Origin of the sequence: Streptomyces sp. ADI95-17 (assembly GCF_003846175.1) — a bacterium.
Classification (GTDB): Bacteria; Actinomycetota; Actinomycetes; order Streptomycetales; family Streptomycetaceae; genus Streptomyces; species Streptomyces sanglieri.
Genome location: NZ_ML123044.1, coordinates 630334 through 647375 on the forward strand (window position 1 = coordinate 630334; position 17042 = coordinate 647375).

The following is a 17042-nucleotide window of genomic DNA, read 5'->3' on the forward strand; positions in this document are numbered from 1 at the left end:
CGGCGCAGGACTGGATCCGGCCCGCTGCTCGCGGATCTGACCGGTTCGGATCGCACACGGTCCGAACAGCCACCGAAGGCATGGCCCGGAGAGCGGCATTCCGGTACAAGCGGATCAAGGCCCGTTCCCCCCACGTACGAAGGAGACGGCCATGTCCTCACCCATGTCAGCGAGCAGGTTCCTGGAAGTCCTGATGAACGAAGGGCTCACCGTCGTCCAGGTCGGCGACTGGCGTACCCACAACCGCGACCACAAGGGCCCCTGGGGCCCCGTCAACGGCGTGATGATCCACCACACGGTCACCAGCGGCACCGCGGCCACCGTACGCATCTGCCGCGACGGCTACCCGGATCTGCCCGGCCCGCTCTGCCACGGCGTGATCGCCAAGGACGGCCGGGTCCACCTGGTCGGCCACGGCCGCACCAACCACGCCGGACTCGGCGACGAGGACGTACTGCGCGCCGTCGTCGCCGAGAAGCGCCTGCCGGGCGACAACGAGGCCGACACCGACGGGAACAGGCACTTCTACGGCTTCGAGTGCGAGAACCTCGGCGACGGCAAGGACCCCTGGCCCGACGCCCAGCTCGAAGCCATCGAGAAGGCCGCCGCCGCGATCTGCCGCCACCACGGCTGGAACTCCCGCTCGGTGATCGGCCACAAGGAGTGGCAGCCGGGCAAGATCGACCCGCGCGGCTTCACCATGGACTCGATGCGGGACCGCATCCACGACCGCCTCAAGTGACCGGCGCCCGTCCGGTACGGCGACAATTGCGCCATGCCCTGCGAAGCATTCGACCTCTCCCGGCTGCGGCCGGTGCTCCCCTCGCCCCTGCAGCCGGTGGAGGACGAGCGCTTCGCCCGCCATGGCGTCCGGCTGCTGCTCAAGCGTGACGATCTGATCCACCCGGATCTGCCGGGCAACAAATGGCGCAAGCTCTCCCTCAACCTGCGGGATGCCGCCGGGCGCACCGTGCTGACCTTCGGCGGTGCCTACTCCAACCATCTGCGGGCCACCGCCGCCGCCGGGCGGCTGCTCGGCTTTCCCACCGTCGGGGTGGTGCGGGGGGAGGAGCTGGCCGGCCGGCCGTTGAACCCCTCGCTCGCACAGTGCGCCGCCGACGGGATGACCCTGCACTTCGTGGACCGTACGACCTACCGCGCGAAGGGCGATCCGGAGGTCCTGGCGGGGCTGCGACGCGTCTTCGGGGAGTGCTGTGTCATCCCGGAGGGCGGCAGCAACGCCCTGGCCGCACAGGGGTGCGCGGAGCTGGGGCGCGAGCTGCGCGGCCGGGCCGACGCGGTCGCGGTGGCCTGCGGCACCGGAGGCACCCTCGCCGGCCTCGCGGCCGGGCTGGCGCCGGGGCAGCGCGCCCTCGGCGTTCCGGTGCTGCGCGGCGGCTTCCTGGGGGACGCGGTACGGGGGCTCCAGGAGGAGGCCTTCGGCGGTCCGGCCGGGGCATGGTCGCTGGACGAGCGCTTCCACTTCGGCGGCTACGCCCGTACGACCCCGGCGCTGCACGCCTTCGCCGACGACTTCGAGCAGCGGCACGGCCTGCCCGTCGAGCGGCTCTACGTCGCCAAGCTGCTGTACGCGCTCACCGAACTGGCCGGGGAGGGCGCGTTCGCTCCGGGAACCGCGGTCGCGGCGGTCGTGACGGGCAGCCCTCAGGGGGCGTCCGACTCCTCCCGGTAGGCGGCCGCCTCCTCCAGGTCGAGCCGTCTGAGCAGCGTCCGCAGCATCTCGTCGTCGATCCGCCGCTCGTCCCGCAGCGTCACGAAGACCTCCCGCTCGGCGTCGATCATCTCCCTGGCCAGGCGCCGGTAGGTGTCGTCCGCCGACTCCCCGGTCACCGGATTGGCCGCGCCCAGCCGCTCCCAGACGGCGTTGCGGCGGCGTTCCAGAACGGTGCGCAGCCGGTCGGCGAGGGGGCCCGGCAGCTGGTTGCGCCGGTCGGCCAGCAGTTCCTCCAGCCGCGCCTCGGCGGCCGCCGAGGCCTCGCTCTGGGCCTGCGCCTCGGCCAGCGTCTCGGCCTTCGCGTCCCGGCCGGGGAGCTTCAGCACCCGCACCAGCAGCGGCAGGCTGAGCCCCTGGACGACCAGGGTGCCGATGACCGTGGTGAACGTCAGGAAGAGCACCAGATTGCGGGCCGGAAAGGGGCTGCCGTCGGACATGGTGAACGGGATGGAGAAGGCGATGGCGAGCGAGACGACCCCGCGCATCCCGGCCCAGCCGACGATCAGCGGCGCGGTCCAGTCGGTGTCGGGCTCGCGTTCCCTGATCCGTCTCGACAGCCACCGGGGCAGATACGTCGCCGGATAGACCCAGACGAACCGGACCACGACGACGGCGAGGAACACGATCACCGCGTACCGGGCCGCGTCGCCGACCGCGTACGAACCGAGCCCCTTCAGTACGAAGGGCAGCTGGAGCCCGATCAGCGCGAAGACCGCGGACTCCAGGATGAACGCGACCATCTTCCAGACCGCCCCCTCCTGGAGCCGGGTCGCGAAGTCCACCTGCCACGACCGGTGCCCCAGGTAGAGCGCCACCACGACCACGGCGAGCACCCCGGAGGCGTGTACACGTTCGGCCGCCGCGTACGCCACGAAGGGGATCAGCAGCGACAGCGTGTTCTGCAGCAGCGCCTCTCTGAGGTGGGTGCGCAGCCAGTGCAGCGGCACCATCAGCGCCAGGCCGACCACCACTCCGCCGACGGCGGCCAGGAAGAACTCGCCGATCCCCGCGCCCCAGCTCATGCCCTCGCCCACGGCGGCGGCGATCGCCACCTTGTAGGCGGTGATCGCCGTGGCATCGTTCACCAGGGACTCCCCCTGCAGGACCGTCGTGACCCGGCCGGGCAGCCCGACCCGACGCGCGATCGCCGCGGCCGTGACCGCGTCCGGCGGGGCCACGACCGCGCCGAGCACCAGCGCGGCGGTCAGTGGCAGGCCTGGCACCAGGCGGTACGCCAGCCAGCCGACCGCGACGGTCGCGAACAGGACGTAGCCGATCGAGAGCAGCGCGACCGGCCGGAGATTGGCCCGCAGATCGAGGTACGAGCTGTCGACGGCCGCCGTGTAGAGCAACGGCGGCAGCAGCAGTGGCAGCACGATGTGCGCGTCCAGGGTGTACGTGGGTACCCCCGGCAGATAGGAGGCGATCAGCCCCACCGTGACCAGCAGCAGGGGGGCCGGCACGGGGGTGCGGCGGGCGGCGCCCGCGACCGCCGCACTGGCCGCGACCAGTCCCACCAGCGGCAATACATCCATTCCACGGTCCTCGCATCCGCAATTCACGGGCCACGTATCCGTCGTAACCTGACAATCATGAGTGACTGCCCTCACGTGTCCGCACTGCCGCGCCCCGAACCGGTCCCGCTGAACGTGACCTGTCCGGGCTGCCTGGCCGCGGGCACCCACCCCGTGCAGCTGCGGCTCTGCCTGGTCTGCGGCAATGTCGGCTGCTGCGATTCGTCACCCCTCCAGCACGCCACGGAACACTTCAAGGAGACCGGTCACCCGGTGATGCGGAGCTTCGAACCGGGCGAAAGCTGGCGCTGGTGCTTCGAGGACGGTTCGATCGTCTGACGTCTGGGTACGTCAAACCGGCGCCGGTTGTTCGTAATTGACCGCCGTAGACCTCTAGCCACTGTGTGTACTCATGGGCTTACCATGAGTGACAGCCATGGGCTGGGGCTCTGGCGACACGGCATCATGGGTCGCGATAGCGTCGCGGACCAGAACCGAAGACGTACCACATGGCTCCGGGGCACCCTTCCCGGATCCTCGAAAGAGTTTGTGCCACCTTGGAGGTGAGGGTGTCCCAGATCGCAGGCGAGCCCGGGAATCAGGACTTCGTAGAGGTCCGGCTGCCCGCTGCGGGTGCCTACCTGTCGGTGCTGCGTACGGCCACGGCCGGTCTCGCAGCGCGCTTGGACTTCACTCTCGACGAGATCGAGGATCTTCGCATCGCGGTCGACGAGGCCTGCGCGATCCTGCTTCAGCAGGCCGTGCCGGGCTCCGTCCTCAGCTGCGTCTTCCGGCTCGTCGAGGATTCCCTTGAGGTGACGGTGGCCGCCCCTACGACGGACGGCCGGGCGCCGGAGCGCGACACCTTCGCCTGGACGGTGCTCTCCGCACTGGCCGGCAAGGTCGACTCCTCGGTGGCCGACGACCGTACGGTCAGCATCAGCCTCTACAAACAGCGCGGCGCGGGACCCGGGCCGGCGTGAGCAACGGGAACGGGGACGGTCCTGTGCGGGACGAGACGATGCGACCAGGGGTGGTGCGCGCAGCAGGCATCCCGGAACAGCAGGCCCTGCCCCATCCGGTGGACGGGGCGGACGGGCCGGTGGGCCGTACGGTCGCGGTGGAGCAGTCGCAGGCGGAGCGGGCAGGCCAGATGAGCGAGCACGGGCACCACGATCCACACGACCGCAGCGGGGCGCGGGCGCTGTTCATCGAACTGCGCGCGCTTCCCGACGGGTCGCCCGAGAAGGCGGAGCTGCGCAATCGGCTGGTGCGGATGCATCTGCCGCTCGTGGAGCACCTGGCCCGCCGGTTCCGCAACCGCGGCGAGCCGCTGGACGACCTGACCCAGGTCGCAACGATCGGCCTGATCAAGTCGGTGGACCGGTTCGACCCGGACCGCGGCGTGGAGTTCTCGACGTACGCGACCCCCACGGTCGTGGGCGAGATCAAGCGCCACTTCCGCGACAAGGGCTGGGCGGTCCGGGTGCCGCGCCGGCTTCAGGAGCTGCGGCTCTCGCTGACCACGGCGACCGCCGAGCTGTCCCAGCAGCACGGCCGCTCGCCGACGGTCCACGAGCTGGCGGAGCGGCTGGGCATCTCCGAGGAAGAGGTCCTGGAGGGCCTGGAATCGGCCAATGCGTACAGCACGCTCTCGCTGGACGTGCCGGACACGGACGACGAGTCCCCCGCGGTCGCGGACACGCTGGGTTCCGAGGACGAGGCGCTGGAGGGCGTCGAGTACCGGGAGTCACTCAAGCCGCTGCTGGAGGATCTGCCGCCGCGCGAGAAGCGGATTCTGCTGCTTCGTTTCTTCGGCAACATGACCCAGTCGCAGATCGCACAGGAGGTCGGCATCTCGCAGATGCACGTCTCGCGGCTGCTGGCCCGCACGCTGGCGCAGCTGCGCGAGCGGCTGCTCGTCGAGGAGTAGCCGAGGAGCGGGAGCGGCCGCTCGCGGCGCCGCCCCGTCCGCGCACCACGCCCGTCGGCTCAGCTTTCCGGCGTGGTGCCCGGCCGGCGGATGCCGAGTGCCTCGACCGTCGTCGGCCTGACCAGCTGGTACAGCGCCGTCAGGGTCACCGCGGCGAGCACGATCCCGGCCGGGATCAGCACGCCCTGCGACCTCAGCAGCGTCCACGCCACCGGGAGCGCGATGATCTGCGTGATGAGCGCGGGGCCGCGGCTCCAGCTGCGCCGCCGCAGCAGACCGCGGGCGGCGGCCAGCGGGATCGCGGCGAGCGCGATCAGCGTCAGCCCGCCCATCTCCGCCTGCTGGGGGCTCTCGGGGTGCCCGAGCAGACCCATCACCAGCATGTAGATCCCGCCGATGGCGAGCGCCGCCCCTTCCAGGGCGGTGAGTCCGGCAACGAGAGTGATCCTGCTCGGCTTCGCCGGTTCGAGCCTCGGCGCGGGCGACGAGTCGGGCGTGTTCTGCTGAGTACTCACCCTTGCAGGTTGGCATCCCGGCGCCGCGAAAGTGAAGCCGGGGTCGGAATCGGCAGTGGACCGTCACCGTGCGTAAAGGTCATGGGGCGGGACTTCAGAGTGATACCGCGCGGTAGGTAGTCTGGCGGTCATGCGCGCACTCCTCGTGGTCAATCCAGCTGCTACCACCACCAGTGCGCGGACCCGTGACGTGCTCATCCATGCGCTGGCCAGCGAGATGAAGCTGGAGGCCGTGACCACGGAATACCGCGGCCACGCCCGGGACCTGGGGCGGCGGGCCGCGGACTCCGACGACATCGATCTGGTGGTCGCGCTGGGCGGCGACGGCACGGTCAACGAGGTCGTCAACGGTCTGCTCCACAACGGCCCCGATCCGGACAGCCTGCCGAGCCTCGCCGTGGTTCCCGGTGGCTCCACCAATGTGTTCGCGCGCGCCCTGGGGCTGCCCAACGACGCGGTGGAGGCGACCGGCGCGATCCTGGACGCACTCGCCAACCGGACCGAACGCACGGTCGGCCTCGGACTCGCGGCCGGCACCCCCGGCACCGAGGACGAGTCTGTCCCGGAGCGCTGGTTCACCTTCTGCGCCGGACTCGGATTCGACGCGGGCGTGGTCGGCCGGGTCGAACAGCAACGCGAACGCGGAAAGCGCTCGACGCACGCCCTTTATGTACGTCAGGTGGTCCGGCAGTTCATCGACGAGCCGCACCGCAGGCATGGCGTGATGACATTGGAAACCCCGGGGCAGGATCCGGTCACCGATCTGGCACTGTCCATAATTTCCAACACCGCCCCCTGGTCCTACCTGGGCAATCGCCCGTTGTACGCGTCCCCGAAGGCCACTTTCGACACCGGGCTGGACGTGCTCGGACTGAAGCGGCTCTCCACTCCGGCGGTCGCCCGGTACGGCACCCAGCTGCTCACTTCGAGCCCGGAGAAGGGCCCGTCCGGCAAGCACGCCGTTTCACTTCACGACCTCACGGACTTCACCTTGCATTCAAAGGTTCCGCTGCCCTTCCAGATGGACGGCGACCACCTGGGAGTGCGCACAAGTGTGACGTTCACAGGCGTACGCCGTGCACTGCGTGTGATTGTGTGAGTGGAAGGGACCAAAGTCCTTTAACTCGAACGTTTGGACTGGGCTCCACCCCATAGAAGTACGGCTGTGACCTAGTCGACACCGAGGAATCAAAAAAAAGTTTCCAGAAGGGGTTGTATCCGCCGCTGAGGTTTGCGAATCTCTACATGGCGATCGGGACGGCCCGCAACACCGGCCTCCACTGAGAGCCAGAACCCCTCCTCACTTCACAGGACCACAACCAGTTCATCTGGGCGTCGGCCCGTCAGCTGCGGGGGGATTCGTGAAAGCGTTCACATTCACAAGCAACAGTATGTAATACCAAGGAGAGGTAGCAGCCATGGACTGGCGTCACAACGCCGTTTGTCGTGAGGAAGACCCCGAGCTGTTCTTCCCCATCGGCAACACCGGTCCTGCGCTGCTGCAGATCGAGGAAGCCAAGGCCGTCTGCCGTCGCTGCCCCGTCATGGAGCAGTGCCTGCAGTGGGCGCTCGAGTCCGGCCAGGACTCCGGCGTCTGGGGTGGCCTCAGCGAGGACGAGCGCCGCGCGATGAAGCGCCGTGCCGCTCGCAACCGGGCGCGTAACGCCAGCGCCTGACCGACGCCACCGCTACGAGCCTCAGCCAGGCGGCGCGTACAGAGCGTACGCACAACCCCGCCCCCCGAGTCGCAGCGCGCAGTACCCCCGAAGCGCATGTATGACCAGTGAGCCCGGACCGTGAACAACGGTCCGGGCTCACTGCCGTGTCCGGGGTGCCCCGCCCGTACCGGTAGGCGGACGGGCCTACTTCTCGGACCGGACCGGAATGTCGAGCACGACCTGGGTGCCGCGCTCGGGGGCCGGGACCATGCCGAAGGTCCCGCCCAACTCGCCCTCCACCAGCGTCCTGACGATCTGGAGCCCCAGATTGCCGGCGCGCTGCGGGTCGAAGCCCTCCGGCAGACCGCATCCGTCGTCCTGGACCGTGATCAGCAGCCGCGTCCCGGCGGAGGAACCGCCGCGCACCGCGGACACCTCGACGGTGCCGGACTCGGCGAGAGTGAAGGCGTGCTCCAGGGCGTTCTGCAGAACCTCCGTGAGCACCATCGCCAGCGGAGTGGCCACTTCGGCGTCGAGGATGCCGAAGCGTCCCGTCCGGCGACAGGTGACCTTGCCCGGCGAGATCTCGGCGACCATCGCGATGACGCGGTCGGCGATCTCGTCGAACTCCACCCGCTCGTCCAGATTCTGGGACAGCGTCTCATGGACGATGGCGATCGAACCGACGCGCCGTACCGCCTCGTTGAGCGCCTCGCGGCCGCGCACCGAGTCCATCCGCCGGGCCTGGAGCCGCAACAGGGCGGCAACGGTCTGGAGGTTGTTCTTCACCCGGTGGTGGATCTCCCGGATGGTGGCGTCCTTGGTGATCAACTCGCGTTCGCGGCGGCGGAGTTCGGTGACGTCACGGAGCAGGACCAGGGAGCCGATGCGCACCCCCTTGGGCTTGAGCGGGATCGCCCGGAGCTGGATCACCCCGCCCGCGCACTCGACTTCGAACTCCCGGGGCGCGTAGCCGCTCGCCAGTTTCTCCAGGGCCTCGTCCACCGGGCCCCGGGAGGGGGCCAGTTCGGCGGTGATGCCGCCCAGGTGCTGGCCGACCAGATCGGAGGCGAGGCCGAGGCGGTGGTAGGCGGAGAGGCCGTTGGGGCTGGCGTACTGCACGACCCCATCGGCGTCGAGCCTGATCAGCCCGTCGCCGACGCGCGGCGAGGCGTCCATGTCGACCTGCTGGCCGGGGAAGGGGAAGGACCCCGCGGCGATCATCTGGGCCAGGTCGGAGGCAGACTGGAGGTAGGTGAGCTCCAGCCGGGACGGGGTGCGGACGGTGAGCAGGTTGGTGTTGCGGGCGATCACCCCGAGGACCCGGCCCTCCCTGCGTACGGGGATCGACTCGACCCGTACCGGCACCTCCTCGCGCCACTCCGGGTCGCCCTCGCGCACGATCCGGCCCTCGTCCAGCGCCGCGTCCAGCAGCGGGCGGCGGCCTCGCGGCACCAGGTGTCCGACCATGTCGTCCTGGTAGGAGGTGGGGCCGGTGTTCGGGCGCATCTGGGCCACCGACACATAGCGGGTGCCGTCGCGGGTGGGTACCCAGAGCACGAGGTCGGCGAAGGACAGGTCGGAGAGCAGTTGCCACTCCGAGACCAGCAGGTGCAGCCACTCCAGGTCGGTGTCACCGAGGGCTGTGTGCTGGCGGACGAGGTCGTTCATGGAGGGCACGTGTGCGAGCGTACCCGCGGACGGGCAATGGCTCCGAACCGAACGACCGGACCGTACGTGCAAGGAAGAAGGTATGGAGTGCGGAAAATTATGGCGCTCCGACGGATGGACACGGGCGAATGGTCTAGTCCACAATGCTGAAGACAGAGCTTCCGCTCTCCCCGCACAGGAGGGCGGATCGAGGTACCGCGCTCTCTGCCCTGACCGCGTCGGTACCTCTCCCCCGGCCGGGGGCACCGCACACCGCCGGCCGGACCGACCGGCCGTGACGGCCGGTCTTACTCCGGGCTGCGGTGCCGGACGGGCTGAGGGTCCCGTCCCGGCGCCGTGGCCCGCGGGTGTTCCCGGGGGCCGTTCAGCGGGTCTCGGTGACCTTGGCCAGCGCGCGCGGCGCGTCCGGGTCCTGACCGCGGGCGATCGTCACCTCGTACGCCAGCATCTGCAGCGGCAGGATCTCCAGCACCGGCTGGACCTCCTCGGCCACCCCGGCGGTCGGCAGCACGAAGCCCGCGGAGGCCGCCTCGACCTGCGCCTTCGGGCCGACCACGAAGAGGTCCGCGCCGCGGCCGCGCAGCCGGTCCAGTACGGGCTGGAGCGCCTCGCCGCCCCGGCCGTCGGTGACCACGGCGATCACCGGGGAGATGTTGTCGACCATGGCGAGCGGGCCGTGCAGCAGATCGGCGCCCGAGTACGAGAGCGCCGGGATGTAGCTGGTCTCCATCAGCTTCAGGGCGGCCTCCTTGGCGGTCGGATAGCCGTAGCCGCGCGAGGTGATGACCATGCGTTCGGCGAACCGGTAGCGCGAGGCCAGGGCCTTGACCTCGGCCCTGCGGGCCAGGATCTCCCCGGCCCGCTGCGGCAGGACCTCGGCGGCCGCGCCGTCGCCGCCGGCCAGCCCCTCCACGAAGAGGTAGAGGGACAGCAGCGAGGCGGTGTACGTCTTGGTGGCCGGCAGGGCCTTCTCCGGGCCGGCCAGGATGTCGATGTGGTGCTCGGAGACGGCGGCCAGCGGCGAGTCCCGGTTGTTGGTGACCGCGAGGGTGATCGCACCGGCCTCGCGCGCCGCCCTGGTCGAGGCCACCAGGTCGGGCGAGCCGCCGGACTGGCTGACGGTGATGACCAGGACGTTCCGGAGGTCGGGCCTGGCACCGTACGCGGTGGTGGTCGACATCGACGCCAGGCCGCAGGGCAGGCCGAGCCGGATCTCCAGCAGGTACTTGGCGTACAGCGCGGCGTTGTCCGAGGTGCCCCGGGCGGTGAGCAGGACGAAGCGCGGCTTCCTCGCCGCGATCCCGGCGGCCGTCTCACGGATCCTGGGGGCACCCTCGTCGAGGATGCGCCGCAGCATCGCGGGCTGCTCGGCCATCTCGCCGGCCATGATCCGGCCCGGCTGCTCGCTCTCCTCGGCCGGAGAAGTGGCGGACATGTCGAACGCCTCCCAGCGGCGACACCGGTGCGTCGGCAACACCGTTCGGACCAGTCGACCACGGGGCCCCGGACGGCCGCCAGCGGACCGCGGCCGGCCCGGGTGCGTCCGGCCGTGCCCGCGTTACCGGGTTCTGCTAGATTGGAACCCTATTGGTCTATACCACCTGACTCCACTCTTCAGATCGGCAGGCCCAGCGTGGAAGTTGTCATCGTCCCGGACGCCAAGGCAGGCGGCGAACTCATCGCGGAGGCCATCGGTGCCCTGCTGAGCCGCAAGCCCGACGCACTTCTCGGCGTTGCCACCGGATCGACCCCGCTGCCCATCTACCAGGCGCTGGCGGCCAAGGTCCGCTCCGGCGCCGTCGACGCCTCGCGGGCGCGCATCTGCCAGCTCGACGAGTACGTCGGGCTGCCCGCGGGCCACCCCGAGTCCTACCGCTCGGTGGTGCTGCGCGAGGTCGTCGAACCGCTCGGCCTGTCCGAGGCGTCCTTCATGGGCCCCGACGGCTCCGCCGAGGACGTCCGGGCGGCCTGCCTGGCGTACGACAGCGCGCTTGCCGAGGCCGGCGGCGTGGACCTCCAGCTCCTCGGCATCGGCACCGACGGGCACATCGGCTTCAACGAGCCGTGCTCCTCGCTCGCCTCCCGTACCCGGATCAAGACGCTCACCGAGCAGACCCGGATCGACAACGCGCGCTTCTTCGACAACGACATATCGCAGGTGCCGCACCACGTGATCACCCAGGGCATCGGCACCATCCTGGAGTCCCGCCACCCGATCCTGCTCGCCACCGGCGAGGGCAAGGCGGACGCCGTGGCGCTGACGGTGGAGGGGCCGGTCGCCTCGGTCGTGCCCGCCTCGGCGCTCCAGCTGCACCCGCACGCGACGGTGGTGGTCGACGAGGCCGCCGCGTCGAAGCTGAAGCTGGCGGACTACTTCCGCGCCACGTACGCGGCCAAGCCGTCGTGGCAGGGCCTGTAGAGCTTCCGGACACACCGAGAGGGCCGGGGCACCCAGCGTGGGTGCCCCGGCCCTCTCGTATGCCGTCACAAGGACTGCGGACGGGTGTGACGCGGCCCCCCGCCCGCATCACACCCGGTGCTTCAGACCGCCGTGCCCTCCGTGCCCCTGACGACGATCTCCGCCGCCGCGAGACCGCAGACGCGGGCGGCGCCGTGGGTGGCGATGTGCAGGGCGCCCCTGGGGGCCGCCTGCGGTACGCCCATCTCGACGACGACCGTGCCGGGGCGCTCGGCCACCAGGGCGTCGAGCGCCTCGCCCATCCAGGCGTGGCGGTGGACGTCGCGGACCACCACGACGATGCGCCGCTCCCCCGCCGCCCGCAGCACCGCGGTGGCGGGCGCCTCGGTCTCGCTGCTGTACGTGTCGGTCTCCGTGCCCGGCAGCAGCCGGCCCAGCTCCGCGGCGACACCCCAGGGGGTCTCGTCGCCGACGGCGATGTTCGACGCGGAGGTGAACGCGGCGACGTACGCGGGCTCGGTCAGCGGGGCGGCGGATCCGGTCGTCAGGACTGCCCGGCGGGCGGCGACCAGGCCGATGTCGGAGCCGATTCCGGTGCCGGGCGCGGTCCCCTCCTGCGTTGCCGCGCCCGGGCCCGAACCGGCCCCCTTGGCCCCCTGCGTCCACGACGCGAGGGCACGTACCCGTGCGGCGGCGTCCGCGAGCCGCTCCTCGGGGAGTTCACCGCTGCGCACCGCCCGGACCAGCGCGTCGCGCAGCCGGAGCACCGTGCCGTCGTCCTCCAGGCCGCCGCCGACGCAGAGCGCGTCGGCGCCCGCGGCGATCGCCAGGACGGAGCCCTGCTCGATGCCGTACGTCGCGGCGATGGCCTGCATCTCCACGGCGTCGGTGACGATCAGGCCGTCGTAGCCCAGCTCCTGGCGCAGCAGCCCGGTGAGGATCCGCGGGCTCACCGTGGCGGGGCGGTCCGGGTCGAGCGCCGGCAGCAGGATGTGCGCGCTCATCACGCACTTGGAGCCCGCCGCGATGGCGGCCCGGAAGGGAACCAGCTCACGGGCGTGCAGGGTCTCCAGGTCCACGTCGATGCGCGGCATCGCGTGGTGCGAGTCGATCGCGGTGTCGCCGTGGCCCGGGAAGTGCTTGGTGCAGGCGGCGACGCCGGCGGCCTGGAGGCCCTCGATGTACGCGGCGGTGTGCCGGGCCACGAGTGCGGTGTCGGCGCCGAAGGACCGTACGCCGATGATCGGGTTGCCCGGGTTGGAGTTGACGTCGGCGGACGGCGCCCAGTTGAGGTTGACGCCGCACTCGGCGAGCCGGCGGCCGAGCTCCTGGGCGACAGCGCGGGTCAGGGCGAGGTCGTCGACGTGGCCGAGGGCGAGGTTGCCGGGGAACGAGGAGCCGGTGCGCACCTCCAGGCGGGTGACGTCACCGCCCTCCTCGTCGATGGCGACGAGGAGGTCGTCGCGCTCGGCCCTGAGCTGGGCGGTGAGCGCGGTGACCTGCTCGGGCGTGCGGATGTTGCGGCCGAACAGGGCGACGGAGGCGAGCCCTTCGTCGACCCGGCGCAGCACCCAGTCCGGGGCGGTGGTGCCGGTGAATCCGGGCTGCAGGACGGCGAGCGCGTCGCGGGTGACGGTGTCCGTGGCGGATATGAGGGTGGTCATGGGCTGTGTTATCCCTTCACGGCACCGTCGGTGAGGCCGCTGACGGCCTTGCGCTGCAGGAAGACGAACAGGATGAGGATCGGGATGGCGAAGATCGAGGCCGCCGCCATGGTGGCGCCCCAGTCGTCGCCGAACTGGCTCTGGAACTGGGAGAGCCAGAGCGGGAGCGTCTTGGCCTCGGGGTCCTTGTTGAGGATCAGGACCAGGGGGAATTCGTTCCACGCGGTGATGAAGCCGAAGAGCGAGGTGGCCATCAGGCCGGGGGCGAGCAGCGGCAGGATCACCTTGACGAACGCCTGCGGGCGGGTGCAGCCGTCGACCATGGCGGACTCCTCCAGTTCCTTGGGCACCGCGGCAACGTAACCGCGAAGCGTCAGGACCGTGAAGGGCAGGACCATCACCATGTAGAAGAGCGTCAGCGGGACCAGGCTGTTGAGCATGTCCGCGTCGCGGACCAGCATGTAGATCGCGATGACCATGACTTCCCACGGCGCCATCTGGGCGATCATGAAGACCAGGATCAGGCCCTTGCGGCCCTTGAACCGCATCCGGGCCAGCGCGAACGACGCGAAGAGCGCGATGATCAGCGAGAAGGTCACGGCGAGCAGGGTGACGGTGAGCGAGTTCCCGACCAGCTTCAGGAAGTCCGGTGCGTGGTACGCCGTCTTGAAGTGCTCGAACGTGACGTCGGTCGGGAACCAGACCGGCTTCTCGGTGATGATGTCGCCGGTCGGCTTGAACGCCGTGCTGAACATCCAGTAGACGGGGAAGACCAGGCCGACGAAGAGGATGATCGCCGTCGCGTTGGGCCAGATGCGGCCGAACAGTGAGCGCTTCACAGCTCGTCCTCCTCTTGCTTGAGAACGATGCGGAGGTAGTACGAGGTCAGCCCCAGCATGATCAGGATGGTCAGCAGCGAGATCGCCGCGCCCATGCCGTAGTGCTGGTTGCCGACGCCCTCGACGAAGGCGTAGACCGGCAGCGTCTCGGTGAGGCGGTTGGGGCCGCCCTCGTTGAGAGTGAAGATCTGCGGGAACGCCTTGAAGATCCAGATGACTTCGAGGAAGGTCGTGGCGTAGAGGAAGGGCCGCAGGAACGGGAACGTCACCGAGGTGAAGCTCTTCCAGACGCCGGCGCCGTCGAGCGAGGCGGCCTCGTACAGCTCCTTGGCGATCGTCGTGGTCGCCGCGTACAGGTTGATCGCCACGAACGGGATGGACTGCCAGACGATCAGCAGGGTGACCACGAAGAACGTGGAGAACTGCGATCCGGTCCAGTTGTACTCGGCCATCGAGTGCCAGCCGAGGTGGTCCAGCACGTAGTTGACCACGCCGAAGCGCGAGGCGAACAGCCACTGGAACACGGTGGACGCGGCCACGACCGGCATCGCCCAGGCGAGCACCAGGCCGATCATCAGGGTGAACCGCATCCTCTTGCCGAGGCGGGCGAGCAGCAATCCGATCAGGGTGCCGAAGACCATGGTCAGGACGACGTTGACGCCGGTGAACACGATCGTGCGGAGCGTGACTCTCCAGAAGTCCTCACCGGTGAGGATCTCCTGGTAGTTCTTGAAGCCGTTCCACTCGGTGACATGCTGGATCAGCTGTCCCATATTGAGGTTCTGGAACGACAGCAGGACGTTCTTCACCAGGGGATACCCGAGGAAGAGCGCCGTCACCGCTAGTGCGGGGACCATCAACAGGTACGGCGCTGCGCCGATGCCCAGTTTCCGCTTGCTGCCCCCGTGCTGCCCGACGGGTGGTTTCCCGTCCTGCCCGCGGACTGCGGCCGTCTTGGCCACATCCGAGGGTTCGGTCTGCACTGCCATGCTCGCCATCTCTTCCAACAAAGCCCTACACGGATCGGTGCGTACAGCCGGGGCGGCGGGTCAGGACCCGCCGCCCCGGCGCGGGACGCGCTACTGCACTACTGCTGCTGGCTGAGGCGCTTGTTGAGTTCGCCCTCGACCTGCTTGGCGGCGTCGGCGGGCGACTTACCCTGCAGGACCAGCGTCATGTAGGTCTTGATCGGGTTCGGGGGGTTCTCGACCGGCGCCCACTCCGGGATCAGCGGCGTGGTTCCACCGGACTTGGCGGCGGCCGGACCGGCGGCCTCGGCGGCGGGCTGGCCGACGGTGTACTTCTGCATGGCGTCGTTCTTGGGAGACCAGCCGGCCTCCTTGATGAGCGCGCCGTCGTTCTGCTCGGAGAGCGCGATCTTCAGGAACTCCTTGGCCAGGTCCTGGTTCTTGCTGCCCGCGGCCACGGCGAGGTTGGAGCCGCCGAGGAAGACGCCCTCGGGCTTGTCGGCCGTCTCACCGGGGATGGTGAAGAAGCCGATGTCGTCCTTGAGCTTCGGGTTGGCCTTGATGGCGGTGCCGGCCTCGTAGCCCATGGCGATGATGGCGCCGGTCTTGCCCTTGGCGAAGACCTCGGCCTGCTGCGGGGTGGCCTCGTCCTTGTCCTTGGGGGCCTTGGAGAAGGCCTGGTACTGCTTGTAGACGTCCATGGCCTCGGCGACCTTCGGGTCGGCCAGGTTGGAGACGTACTTGTCGCCTTCCTTCTTGACCGGCGAAACGTCCTTGCCGACGAGCAGGCCGTCGAAGAAGTACCAGTTCTGGCCGGGCAGGTAGATCGGCTCGGCGTCGCCCTTCTTCTCGATGGCCTCGAAGGCCTTGAAGAGGTCGGCGCGGGTCTTCGGCGTCTCGGTGATACCGGCGTCCTTGAAGACCTTCTTGTTGTACATGACGACGCGGTTGCCCACGTACCACGGCAGGGCGTACTGCTTGCCGTCGAAGATGGAGGGCTGGTTGACGCCGTCGGCCCAGGCGGAGCCGATCTCCTTCTTCAGGTCACCGAGCTCGGCAAGACCGCCGGTCTTGGCGTACGCCGGGGTCTGGGTGTTGCCGATCTCCAGGACGTCCGGCGGGTTGGACTCGGAGAGGGCGGTGGTGACCTTCTGCTGAATGCCGTTCCAGTCCTGGACCTCGATCTTCAGCTTGGCCTTGGTCTTCTTCTCGAACTCCTCGGTGACCTTCTTGGTCCACCCGTCCGGGTTCGAGCCGGACATCGTCCACACCGTCAGGGTCTGGCCCTTGTACGCGTCCGGACCGGCCTTCTTGCCACTGTCGCCGCCGTCGTCGGACCCACACGCCGCGAGGCCGATCATCATGCCCGCGACGCCGATCGCCGCGATGAGCTTGCGCTTCACGCCAAACCCTCCTCAGGGATACTGCAACCCCGCCCACCGCGAAGACATTCGACGAGTACTGCTGGGGCTGGACCTGGTCTTTAATGGTTTAGACCAGTACGGGGAGCTTGGCCTAGACCTTTAGGGGTGTCAAGGGTGTATAAGAAGTGCACTCGCGTCCGTTATAGGACCGACACCTAAGGGAGGGCGACCAGCCGTGACCGGACCGTGCCACCATGTGAGCCGCGACAGACGGAGGAGCCGGTGACGGCAGCAACGCAAGCGTCGGGAAGGCGGACCATGGGTGCCGACGGGGGCAGTACGGAGAACGAGACGGGCGCGGCCACACGGACGGCACGCGTCCCGAAGTACTACCGGCTGAAGCGACATCTGCTCGACATGACGGACACCATGCCGCCGGGCACTCCCGTGCCGCCGGAGCGGACCCTGGCCGCCGAGTTCGACACCTCGCGCACCACCGTGCGCCAGGCGCTCCAGGAGCTGGTCGTCGAGGGCCGGCTGGAGCGCATCCAGGGCAAGGGCACCTTCGTGGCCAAGCCGAAGGTCTCACAGGCCCTGCAACTGACCTCGTACACCGAGGACATGCGCGCCCAGGGTCTTGAGCCGACGTCCCAGCTGCTGGACATCGGCTATGTGACGGCCGACGACACCCTCGCGGGGCTGCTCGACATCACCGCGGGCGGCCGGGTGCTGCGGATCGAGCGGCTGCGGCTCGCCAGCGGC

General features: G+C 69.6%; 17 protein-coding genes. 9 read left to right on the forward strand and 8 right to left on the reverse strand.

Features of this window, described 5'->3' with window-relative positions; all coding sequences use genetic code 11:
- Window positions 1-151: 151 nt before the first annotated feature.
- Window positions 152-742, forward strand: a complete 591-nt coding sequence (locus tag EES42_RS02690) for an N-acetylmuramoyl-L-alanine amidase (RefSeq protein ID WP_206433345.1) — start codon at window positions 152-154, stop codon at window positions 740-742.
- A gap of 33 nt (window positions 743-775) precedes the next feature.
- Window positions 776-1693 (forward strand): 1-aminocyclopropane-1-carboxylate deaminase/D-cysteine desulfhydrase, encoded by a 918-nt coding sequence (locus EES42_RS02695; protein WP_124716465.1) that lies wholly within the window; start codon window positions 776-778, stop codon window positions 1691-1693.
- On the opposite strand, the gene EES42_RS02700 is transcribed toward EES42_RS02695, so the two are convergent.
- A complete protein-coding gene (locus EES42_RS02700; protein WP_124716466.1) occupies window positions 1666-3270 on the reverse strand; it encodes a Na+/H+ antiporter in 1605 nt (534 codons plus the stop codon). The two genes, EES42_RS02695 and EES42_RS02700, sit on opposite strands and share 28 nt — an antisense overlap.
- A gap of 57 nt (window positions 3271-3327) precedes the next feature.
- Here EES42_RS02700 and EES42_RS02705 point away from each other — a divergent pair, with 57 nt between their 5' ends.
- From EES42_RS02705 to EES42_RS02715, 3 genes are all read left to right on the forward strand, one after another.
- On the forward strand, window positions 3328-3588 hold the full coding sequence (locus EES42_RS02705; RefSeq protein WP_124716467.1) for a UBP-type zinc finger domain-containing protein: 261 nt from the start codon (window positions 3328-3330) through the stop codon (window positions 3586-3588).
- A gap of 230 nt (window positions 3589-3818) precedes the next feature.
- Window positions 3819-4232: an ATP-binding protein gene (locus EES42_RS02710; RefSeq protein WP_072483809.1), complete on the forward strand. Its 414-nt coding sequence runs from the start codon at window positions 3819-3821 to the stop codon at window positions 4230-4232.
- 23 nt (window positions 4233-4255) lie between these two features.
- The gene (locus EES42_RS02715) at window positions 4256-5182 is read left to right on the forward strand and encodes an RNA polymerase sigma factor SigF (RefSeq protein ID WP_124717376.1); all 927 of its coding nucleotides are present in this window, start codon (window positions 4256-4258) and stop codon (window positions 5180-5182) included.
- Between the two features lie 59 nt (window positions 5183-5241).
- On the opposite strand, the gene EES42_RS02720 is transcribed toward EES42_RS02715, so the two are convergent.
- Complete coding sequence (locus tag EES42_RS02720) at window positions 5242-5697, reverse strand: hypothetical protein (protein WP_206433346.1); 456 nt, start codon at window positions 5695-5697, stop codon at window positions 5242-5244.
- Between the two features lie 130 nt (window positions 5698-5827).
- On the opposite strand from EES42_RS02720, the gene EES42_RS02725 reads away from it, so the two are divergent.
- Both EES42_RS02725 and EES42_RS02730 read left to right on the forward strand, forming a co-directional pair.
- Window positions 5828-6796, forward strand: coding sequence for a diacylglycerol/lipid kinase family protein (locus tag EES42_RS02725; protein WP_124716468.1), 969 nt, complete (start codon window positions 5828-5830; stop codon window positions 6794-6796).
- A 319-nt stretch (window positions 6797-7115) separates the two neighbouring features.
- Entirely contained in the window at window positions 7116-7373 is a 258-nt protein-coding gene (locus EES42_RS02730; RefSeq protein ID WP_003953983.1) for a WhiB family transcriptional regulator, read from the forward strand.
- 186 nt (window positions 7374-7559) lie between these two features.
- Here the strand turns inward: EES42_RS02730 and EES42_RS02735 are convergent, their stop codons facing one another.
- Window positions 7560-9026 (reverse strand): PAS domain-containing sensor histidine kinase, encoded by a 1467-nt coding sequence (locus EES42_RS02735; RefSeq protein WP_124717378.1) that lies wholly within the window; start codon window positions 9024-9026, stop codon window positions 7560-7562.
- Between the two features lie 364 nt (window positions 9027-9390).
- A complete protein-coding gene (locus EES42_RS02740; protein WP_124716469.1) occupies window positions 9391-10461 on the reverse strand; it encodes an SIS domain-containing protein in 1071 nt (356 codons plus the stop codon).
- A 198-nt stretch (window positions 10462-10659) separates the two neighbouring features.
- Between EES42_RS02740 and nagB the strand changes: the two genes are divergently transcribed.
- Window positions 10660-11445 carry a glucosamine-6-phosphate deaminase gene (nagB, locus tag EES42_RS02745; protein ID WP_124716470.1) on the forward strand — a complete coding sequence of 262 codons (786 nt, stop codon included), beginning with the start codon at window positions 10660-10662 and terminating at the stop codon, window positions 11443-11445.
- Window positions 11446-11567: 122 nt separating this feature from the next.
- Here the strand turns inward: nagB and EES42_RS02750 are convergent, their stop codons facing one another.
- The 4 genes from EES42_RS02750 to EES42_RS02765 form a co-directional block, all read right to left on the reverse strand.
- Window positions 11568-13109, reverse strand: coding sequence for a glycoside hydrolase family 3 protein (locus tag EES42_RS02750; RefSeq protein ID WP_124716471.1), 1542 nt, complete (start codon window positions 13107-13109; stop codon window positions 11568-11570).
- Between the two features lie 8 nt (window positions 13110-13117).
- Window positions 13118-13948 (reverse strand): carbohydrate ABC transporter permease, encoded by an 831-nt coding sequence (locus EES42_RS02755; protein ID WP_124716472.1) that lies wholly within the window; start codon window positions 13946-13948, stop codon window positions 13118-13120.
- Window positions 13945-14937 (reverse strand): carbohydrate ABC transporter permease, encoded by a 993-nt coding sequence (locus tag EES42_RS02760; protein ID WP_124716473.1) that lies wholly within the window; start codon window positions 14935-14937, stop codon window positions 13945-13947. Before EES42_RS02760 ends, EES42_RS02755 begins: the two co-directional genes overlap by 4 nt.
- 98 nt (window positions 14938-15035) lie before the next feature.
- A complete protein-coding gene (locus EES42_RS02765) occupies window positions 15036-16319 on the reverse strand; it encodes an extracellular solute-binding protein (protein WP_124716474.1) in 1284 nt (427 codons plus the stop codon).
- A gap of 279 nt (window positions 16320-16598) precedes the next feature.
- Here EES42_RS02765 and EES42_RS02770 point away from each other — a divergent pair.
- Window positions 16599-17042, forward strand: a 444-nt coding sequence (locus tag EES42_RS02770; protein WP_164495150.1) for a GntR family transcriptional regulator, incomplete at its 3' end; no start/stop codon positions are given.

Coding starts and splice junctions, on each gene's coding strand:
- EES42_RS02690 (WP_206433345.1), top strand. CDS start 152: ATGTCCTCACCCATGTCAGCGAGCAGGTTCCTGGAAGTCCTGATGAAC.
- EES42_RS02695 (WP_124716465.1), top strand. CDS start 776: ATGCCCTGCGAAGCATTCGACCTCTCCCGGCTGCGGCCGGTGCTCCCC.
- EES42_RS02700 (WP_124716466.1), bottom strand. CDS start 3,270: ATGGATGTATTGCCGCTGGTGGGACTGGTCGCGGCCAGTGCGGCGGTC.
- EES42_RS02705 (WP_124716467.1), top strand. CDS start 3,328: ATGAGTGACTGCCCTCACGTGTCCGCACTGCCGCGCCCCGAACCGGTC.
- EES42_RS02725 (WP_124716468.1), top strand. CDS start 5,828: ATGCGCGCACTCCTCGTGGTCAATCCAGCTGCTACCACCACCAGTGCG.
- EES42_RS02730 (WP_003953983.1), top strand. CDS start 7,116: ATGGACTGGCGTCACAACGCCGTTTGTCGTGAGGAAGACCCCGAGCTG.
- EES42_RS02735 (WP_124717378.1), bottom strand. CDS start 9,026: ATGAACGACCTCGTCCGCCAGCACACAGCCCTCGGTGACACCGACCTG.
- EES42_RS02740 (WP_124716469.1), bottom strand. CDS start 10,461: ATGTCCGCCACTTCTCCGGCCGAGGAGAGCGAGCAGCCGGGCCGGATC.
- EES42_RS02750 (WP_124716471.1), bottom strand. CDS start 13,109: ATGACCACCCTCATATCCGCCACGGACACCGTCACCCGCGACGCGCTC.
- EES42_RS02760 (WP_124716473.1), bottom strand. CDS start 14,937: ATGGCAGTGCAGACCGAACCCTCGGATGTGGCCAAGACGGCCGCAGTC.